This is a genomic window from Candidatus Binatia bacterium, from assembly GCA_023150935.1.
Taxonomy (GTDB): domain Bacteria; phylum Desulfobacterota; class Binatia; order HRBIN30; family HRBIN30; genus JAKLJW01.
On sequence record JAKLJW010000051.1, the window covers coordinates 22648 to 29808 of the forward strand.

11 protein-coding genes are annotated in these 7161 nt (G+C 65.2%); 1 reads left to right on the forward strand and 10 read right to left on the reverse strand.

Going from position 1 to position 7161, the window contains the following annotated elements:
* The first annotated feature begins 22 nt into the window (after nt 1–22).
* Complete coding sequence (locus L6Q96_20475) at nt 23–1654, forward strand: hypothetical protein (protein ID MCK6556926.1); 1632 nt, start codon at nt 23–25, stop codon at nt 1652–1654.
* A 121-nt stretch (nt 1655–1775) separates the two neighbouring features.
* Here L6Q96_20475 and L6Q96_20480 read toward each other — a convergent pair whose 3' ends face one another.
* The 10 genes from L6Q96_20480 to L6Q96_20525 all read right to left on the reverse strand — a co-directional run.
* Complete coding sequence (locus tag L6Q96_20480) at nt 1776–2003, reverse strand: hypothetical protein (protein ID MCK6556927.1); 228 nt, start codon at nt 2001–2003, stop codon at nt 1776–1778.
* A 14-nt stretch (nt 2004–2017) separates the two neighbouring features.
* Nucleotides 2018–2539, reverse strand: coding sequence for an RNA polymerase sigma factor (locus L6Q96_20485; protein MCK6556928.1), 522 nt, complete (start codon nt 2537–2539; stop codon nt 2018–2020).
* 255 nt (nt 2540–2794) lie between these two features.
* Nucleotides 2795–3211, reverse strand: coding sequence for a hypothetical protein (locus tag L6Q96_20490; GenBank protein ID MCK6556929.1), 417 nt, complete (start codon nt 3209–3211; stop codon nt 2795–2797).
* Nucleotides 3208–3468, reverse strand: a complete 261-nt coding sequence (locus tag L6Q96_20495; GenBank protein ID MCK6556930.1) for a type II toxin-antitoxin system Phd/YefM family antitoxin — start codon at nt 3466–3468, stop codon at nt 3208–3210. The genes L6Q96_20490 and L6Q96_20495 overlap by 4 nt, the downstream gene beginning before the upstream one ends.
* Before the next feature lie 105 nt (nt 3469–3573).
* On the reverse strand, nt 3574–4215 hold the full coding sequence (locus tag L6Q96_20500; protein MCK6556931.1) for a hypothetical protein: 642 nt from the start codon (nt 4213–4215) through the stop codon (nt 3574–3576).
* Between the two features lie 43 nt (nt 4216–4258).
* A complete protein-coding gene (locus tag L6Q96_20505; protein ID MCK6556932.1) occupies nt 4259–4438 on the reverse strand; it encodes a hypothetical protein in 180 nt (59 codons plus the stop codon).
* Nucleotides 4435–4914 (reverse strand): PIN domain-containing protein, encoded by a 480-nt coding sequence (locus L6Q96_20510; GenBank protein MCK6556933.1) that lies wholly within the window; start codon nt 4912–4914, stop codon nt 4435–4437. The genes L6Q96_20505 and L6Q96_20510 overlap by 4 nt, the downstream gene beginning before the upstream one ends.
* Nucleotides 4915–5157: 243 nt before the next feature.
* Nucleotides 5158–6291, reverse strand: coding sequence for an ATP-binding protein (locus L6Q96_20515; GenBank protein ID MCK6556934.1), 1134 nt, complete (start codon nt 6289–6291; stop codon nt 5158–5160).
* A gap of 213 nt (nt 6292–6504) precedes the next feature.
* Nucleotides 6505–6795, reverse strand: coding sequence for a hypothetical protein (locus L6Q96_20520; GenBank protein MCK6556935.1), 291 nt, complete (start codon nt 6793–6795; stop codon nt 6505–6507).
* A gap of 157 nt (nt 6796–6952) precedes the next feature.
* On the reverse strand, nt 6953–7161 hold a 209-nt coding region (locus L6Q96_20525), incomplete at its 5' end, for a hypothetical protein (GenBank protein MCK6556936.1).

Sequence of the window (7161 nt, forward strand, 5' to 3'; positions counted from 1 at the left end):
CATCCCCCCGAGGAGAAAGAGAATGTGCCGCACGCTTCGAGCCGTGTCGACTGTAACCCTTGCCGCCCTGCTGTGTTGCGGCGCCGCCAGGGCGGTCGACACGGCTTTCACCTATCAGGGCCATATCGATGTTAGCGGTTCTCCGTTCACGGGCACGTGTGACATCGAGTTCGTCCTCGCCGACGCTGCTGTCGGTGGCAATACCGTCGGCGCCGCCTTCACCGCCAGCAGCGTCCCGGTTGCAGAAGGCCTGTTCACGGTGGAGGTCGACTTCGGTGCAGGGGTGTTCACCGGCGAGGACCGTTGGCTTCAGATCGGCACTCGCTGCCCCGCCGGCAGCGGCAGCTTCGTGCCCCTCAGCCCACGCCATCGACTGAGCGCGACCCCGTACGCACTATTTGCGGAGACGGTCGCTACCAACGCGATCGCCGGGCCCCACATCGCGGATGGGTCGATCGGCAACGCCGACATCGCGAACAGCTCGATCCTCGGCTTTCTGAAGATCGTTCAAGGGACCATCACCAGCCCGCTGCTTGCCACCGACGCCGTCGGCAGCACGCAGGTTCTCGACGGATCGATTCTAAACGCCGATCTGGGCACGAACGCGGTGACCTCGGACAAGATTCAGGACGGCACCGTAACGGCAGCCGATATCGCCGACGGGACCATCGACAACGGCAAGCTGACGAACCCGACGCTTACCGTCACCGCCGGGCCGGGATTGAGCGGCGGTGGCACCGTGGCTCTGGGCGGCTCGGTGACGCTGGCGACTGCCGGACCCGGCGTATCGGCGCAGAAGGTTGCCTTGCTCCGGTGGTACGAGGCGGCCGAGAACGGTGCGTCGATCGCCGTTGGCTCTGGGCCGGAGGGGATCGCCTTCGACGGACAGAATATGTGGGTCGCGAATAAATCGAGCGACAACGTCACGAAGATCCGGGCAGGCGACGGAACGGTGTTGGGCACCTACGCCACAGGCAGTAGCCCCAGGTATCTCGTCTTCGACGGCATCGACGTATGGGTGTCGAACTTCTTCGGCGACAGCGTGACCAAGCTCCGGGCCAGTGACGGAGCCACCCTATCGACGATATCGGTCGGAGGGCACGCGAACGGAATGGCCTTCGACGGGACTCACGTGTGGGTTGCGGCGTATAGCACCAACAGTCTCAAGAAGATTCTCGCCAGCGACGGTACAGTGATCGCGACAGTCCCTACCCAAACGGGCCCCAAAGCGCTGGCATTCGACGGTCAGAACATCTGGGTCGTCCACCAGAACTCAAATAACGTCATCAGAGTTCGCGCCAGCGACGGAGTCGTGGTTGGCTCCTCGGTAGTTACGACGGCCGGCGGGATTGCGTTCGACGGTGAGAACATGTGGATCTCGCAAAATAATCTAGATCAGGTCACGCGGCTACGCGCGAGTGACGGTCTGTTTCAGGGCTCTTTTGCCGTCGGCAATTATCCACAAGATATCGTATTCGACGGCGAGAGTGTCTGGGTGTCCAACCGGGACGACGGCACGGTGACCAAGCTTCGCGCCAGTGACGGCACCGTCCTCGGCACATTCGCCGTAGGAAGCCAACCGCGTGGGCTCGCCTTCGACGGCGGCTACGTCTGGATCGTCAACAGCGGCAGTCACAGCGTCACCAAGAGGTGATGCCGTTTGTGACGGTGCCGGCAGGGCGGCGGCGGGAGTGGATTCGACAGATCGGCCTGTCGCCGCGTCTTCCGGGGCCATCCCTTCCTCTCTTTTCCTTCGCCAACGCGCCCGAAGGAAGCTAGCGACGTTTCCGGGCGCGCGGCCGAACCGGGACGTCTGGCGCAGCGGAAAACGGGTTTTCGATGCGCACACCGGCCAGCCGCGCACCGTGCTGCAGATCTTCCGTGCAAAGTATCTCGCAGCCGCCGCGCTGCGCGGCGCGCAAGATGAGCGCATCCCAGAACGACAGCCGATGCAGCTCCTGCAGGCCAACGGCCGCCTCGATGTCGGGTACGTCGATGACCACAACCCCGGGTCGGCTCAGGCCGCGGCGGCGCGCTCCCGAGGGGCCCGGCGCGAACTGACCAGAAGCCGGGCACGGAGCGCGTGCAGGCCTCGGGTCTGCAGGCGCTTCAGGGTGCCGAGGGGTAAGCCCAGCCGGCTGGCAGCCTCCTCGTACGAATAGCCGGCGAGGTAGATGGCTTCGATTACGGCACGTTCGCGACGGTCGAGGGCGTCGAGGGCGCGCTGGACGTCGAGGCGGATGTCGTCGCGCGGCGTGACGGCCACATCCGCGAGTGGACAGTCGACTCCCCTGCCGCGGTGGCGGTCGAACCAGTCCGCCAGCTTGTTGCGCGTCACCGCACCGACATACCCGATGAAGGCGTCACCCGCGCGGGGGCGGCCCTGGCGGACACCGATCACGAGGGCCACCAGCACGTCCTGCCGGAGATCGTCCCAGGAATCGCCGATATCGTGGGCGCGGGCCCGAACCAGGAACCCCGTAACGATCCGACTAACGGCCAGCACGGCCGCGGGCGTACCGCACGCGAAACCCGTCATGAGACTAACCGATTCGTTAGGCATCGGCCCCCCAACTATCCTCGACCCGGCACCGGTCGGACCGCGGTCCTGCAGAACCGCAACCCGGCGGCGGGCCGCTACTGGAGATCACAGCGTCTGTTGTACAGTTCCGATCTCGAATCAAGCGGGGCCCCGCAGGATCTCCTCCGCCACAGCAGCCGGTGGGGCGGGCGGGTCGGACCGTTCCACGTCATCGGAGTTGCTCGCGTCGAAAGGTCCTTTCCCGCCCCCGGCTTACACTCCGATGCATTCGAACCCGAGTGCCCGCGCCGCGGTGGCCTGCTGTCGATCGTGGGTGGCGAAGGTCAGTTCGATGTGCTGCCGCTCGCGCAGCAAGAGGGCGCTGGCGAGGTGCAGGGCGTCCAGGGTCTTCACCACGGTACCCATCGGCAACGACGCACGGCGCAGCACCGCCCGGCTCAGTGCCACGTGCCGGAGGCCACGCTCGACGCGGGCGAGGGTGGCAATCGCTGCGACGACCGCCGCGTCATCGAGCGCGCCGGTGAGCCGCAAGCGATCGACTGCGCGCCGCGCCTCGACCCCCAGCATCTCACTCGCATACGCGGTTTTCCAACGGCCCCACGATTCGATCGGCACGCCTTCGCGCAAGACCGCGCGCAGCACGACACTGGCGTCGAGATACACGATCATCGCTGGTCCCGGCTCTCGCGCAGCGTCGCGACCACGTCGACTTTGCGGCGCAGGCGAATCCTCGGCAGCTCCCGAAGCGCTGGCAGGCGGCCCCTGGCGGGCTCGATGCGGAGATCGTCCTCGGCACCTCCGTCGACGGGGACGATCTGAGCGATCGGGTGGTTGCGATCGCATACAATGACGGTTTCGCCGCCGCGCACGTCCGCCAGATACGCACTCAGCCGGGCTTTCAAGCCGGAGACGTTGGTGTGTTTCATGGCCACCTTATGGCCTCATGTGGCCATGGCGTCAAACGCGCTACGGATCACGTCTTCGCCTTCATCTTTCGCCGAGGCAATCGAGAATTTGGGCGACGCGCGGCCTCAGAACGTCACGGCAGCCAGCACTGCGAGGTCAGCCATCACATGGGCACGGATCCGACCGGGGGGTAACGGTGTCGTTTCGGGGATGCGCAACTCGACCCGGAGCGCGCCGTCCGCTCTGCGCTCGCGCTGGAGAAGCCGGTTGTAATCGATCGCCACCGGCGCGCCGGTGGCCGTGTCGACCAGCATGATCGCCACCACGGGCGGGCGCTCCGCCGGCCCATCGCTAACGACTTCGGCAACCACTCGCCGCTCCGCTGCATCCGGCACGATCGACCGCACATGCACCGCCGGCACCGCCAGCTCTCGCTCCGGCAACGCCGCCATGCCGAAAGTTCCCACCGCGACGATCTCGCCCTCCGCGTTCACCAGGCCGAGCGGCTCCCAGGCTCGACGCGATACGAACCGCACCACCGCCGGCAGAGTCCGCACCGCAGCCCCCAACAAATCGAACAGACCTCCCCTTTTCAAAACTTCGCCGAACCACGTCCGCGGCTGTCCTTCGACGGCGCCGTCGACCGCGAGCGCCTCGATCGTCTCCCGGAGGCCGGGCGGGCGCACCTCGGCAAACAGGGTCGCCCCCGGCGCCACCTGCCCACCCGGCGCAAAACGCCCGGCGAAGCGGAGGCGGTCGATCGGCACAGCGATCCCGGCAATAGCAACGAAGACGGAGTTCGGCCTGATCTCAGGATGCTTTCCGCACCGGCTCGCAGCGCTTGGGCGGCAGCGTGACCACCTTACGTCGGAGCATGGCCTCGTGCTGCTGAAGAGCTTCGGCCATCCGTCGAAGATCGTATCCATGTTCGCGGGCGAGGCGTTCTCGATACTCGTGGATCTCGTCAAGGATCGTTATCTTGCGCTTCATCTCTTCTGGTCTCCTAAGATTTCCTCCGGTGTGCAGATTGCCGGAGGTTCAACGCCGACGGAACGGCATGCACCTTCGATTCTCCCACGCAGCAGAACGTTGGCGATATGTCGACAATTCCAGCTGACGAGGTAGTCCATTCCGTGGGCGGCCGCCAGGGCAATGTGGAGCGCATCGGCATTCGCCTTCTTGGGGAGTCTGGTCGCTTGCATAATCTCGCCGGCGAGATCGATCGCCTCCTCCGAGACGTGCAGGATCGGCAGCCGCTCAATCACCGCAAGCCGGCGTGTCGCTGCGCTGGCATCACCGGCAGCCGCCTCCTGAAGGACAAGATCAGAGACGTAGAGCGAGTAACGACCGCGCACCCTCCACCATGCCGCGGTGATCGTCTGGTGAGACAGCTGGATAACGTCGCCGCCTCTCCTCCCAACGAGATAGCTGACAACGCTCGTCTCAACGTAGACCCTCGGTTTCATGTGCCGGTCCCATCGGCATGTCTACGTCTTCCCTACCCGCGGAACAAGCCGAACGGCCTGCCGCTCACCCGCGCTGGGGAGCGGGGTCGCGGAGCCGCGGGTCGAGCGGCTTGTTCGGCATACTGCGTCATTCGTCAAGCGGGAATGAAGGACATCCACTTTCGCCGAGGCAATCGAGAATTCGGGCATTGAGCTGGAGCCATATGACTCAGGGTTGGTCTCCCCGTACCGACAAAGTGGGGGTCAATCCCTTCCTCTCTTTTCCTTCGCCACCGCGCCTGAAGGAAGCTGGTGGAGCCAGGCGAAGCTGTCGATGTCGGCCCAGGACAACAGGGTGCCCCGGCTGCGTTGCTGCGTTTCGGCGCCCCCGTAGACGACAAGCGGGGTGATGGGCATCGGCTGGCGGAGAGCCTGCCTGGCCAGGGCGCCGAAGGCATCCAGCGCATCGTAGAAATGCGCGGCGGCAGTTGCCGACGATTTGATTTCGACGGCACTCCAGGCGTCACCGTGTTCGATCAACAGGTCGAGCTCGTTGCCACGTTGATCGCGGTAGAAGAACATTGCGGGCACTCGCCCGCGATTGCTCCAGTACTTGGCGATCTCGGCAATAACCCAGTTCTCGAAGATCGCGCCGCGTAGCGGATGGGTGGCAAGCTGCGCCGCCTTCTCGATACCGAGCAAGTGGCAGAGCAAGCCGGTGTCGTAGAAATAAAGCTTGGGGGATTTGACCAGGCGCTTGCCAAGGTTGCGGTGGAACGGCGGCAGGCGAAAGACCAAAAAGCTCGCCTCGAGTACCGAGATCCAACTCCTGGCGGTCATGTGCGTGACGCCACAGTCGTTACCGAGAGAGGAGAGGTTCAGTAATTGGCCGACCCGCCCGGCCGTCAGCCGCAGGAACGTCTGGAACGAAAGCAGATCGCCGATCTTTAGAATCTGGCGCACGTCACGCTCGACGTAGGCTGCGGTGTAGCTTGCCAGCCACTCGGCGGCGGGCAGCCGCCGATCCAGGATGCGCGGGTAACCGCCGGTCCAGATCACATCGAACAGGGCGCTGGGCGCCGCCTCGAAGCGGCGCAACTCTTCCAGTGCCAGCGGCAGGAGTTGGAGAAGAGCAGTGCGTCCAGCCAGCGATTGCGAGACCGACTGCGTCACGGCGAGGTTCTGCGACCCGGTAAGGATGAACCGTCCTGGTTGAGGATCGTCGTCGACCATCGCTTGCAGGTATGACGGCAGATCTGGAGCGCGTTGAATCTCGTCCAGGATGACGCCGGCCGGGTACTGTTGCAGGAAACCGACGGGATCACGCAGGGCAAACTCACGCTGCGCCGGCGTTTCCAATGAAACGTAGGGCTTACTGGGGAAGGCGGTGCGGCACAAGGTCGTCTTTCCGGACTGCCGTGGGCCGGTGAGAGTGACGACGGGATAGCGGCGCGCTACATCGCCGAGGTGGTTCTGGAGCACGCGTTCGATCATGCGCCAGCCAGCATGACCGGGGCATCGACGGATTGCAAACACGATTCGCAATCTGTCGGGACGCCCCCCATTCGCCACCGGCGCTGGACGCCAGCTATGCCTTGCAGGAAGTTGCGATCACCGTAATGTCAAGGAGACGGCGAACCCCTGGCGACGTTTCCGGGCGCGCGGCCGAACCGGGACGTCTGGCGCAGCAGAAAAGGGGTTTTCGATGCGCACGCCGGCCAGCAGCGCACCGTGCTGCAGATCTTCCGTGTAAAGCATCTCGCAGCCGCCCCGCTGCGCGGCGCGCAAGATGAGCGCATCCCAGAACGACAGCCGATGCAGCCGCTGCCGGCCAACGGCCGCCTCGATGTCGGGTACATCGATGACCACGACCCGCCCGAGAAAACGGCGCTCCTGCGGCACGGGACCTGGAATCTCATGCCCAGTCTCTTCCCGACAGGGGGCGCGCGAGCGCCTCCCGGGGCCACTCGGCACGAACGGTGGGGCACTGCCCCTCAGTCACCTGAAAGTTCTTCGCGCCGCACGCACCCGTGAGAACCATAAGTCGGAACGCGCGGCCTCAGAACGTCACGGAAGCCAGCACTGCGAGGTCAGCCATCACATGGGCACGGATCCGACCGGGGGGTAGCGGTGTCGTTTCGGGGATGCGCAACTCGACCCGGAGCGCGCCGTCCGCTCTGCGCTCGCGCTCGAGAAGCCGGTTGTAATCGATCGCCACCGGCGCGCCGGTGGCCGTGTCGACCAGCATGATCGCCACCACGGGCGGGC

Excerpts from the sequence above, each read along its gene's own strand:
- L6Q96_20495 (MCK6556930.1), bottom strand. The coding sequence starts at position 3,468 with ATGAAACACACCAACGTCTCCGGCTTGAAAGCCCGGCTGAGTGCGTAT.
- L6Q96_20485 (MCK6556928.1), bottom strand. The coding sequence starts at position 2,539 with ATGACGGGTTTCGCGTGCGGTACGCCCGCGGCCGTGCTGGCCGTTAGT.
- L6Q96_20475 (MCK6556926.1), top strand. The coding sequence starts at position 23 with ATGTGCCGCACGCTTCGAGCCGTGTCGACTGTAACCCTTGCCGCCCTG.
- L6Q96_20490 (MCK6556929.1), bottom strand. The coding sequence starts at position 3,211 with ATGATCGTGTATCTCGACGCCAGTGTCGTGCTGCGCGCGGTCTTGCGC.
- L6Q96_20505 (MCK6556932.1), bottom strand. The coding sequence starts at position 4,438 with ATGAAGCGCAAGATAACGATCCTTGACGAGATCCACGAGTATCGAGAA.
- L6Q96_20510 (MCK6556933.1), bottom strand. The coding sequence starts at position 4,914 with ATGAAACCGAGGGTCTACGTTGAGACGAGCGTTGTCAGCTATCTCGTT.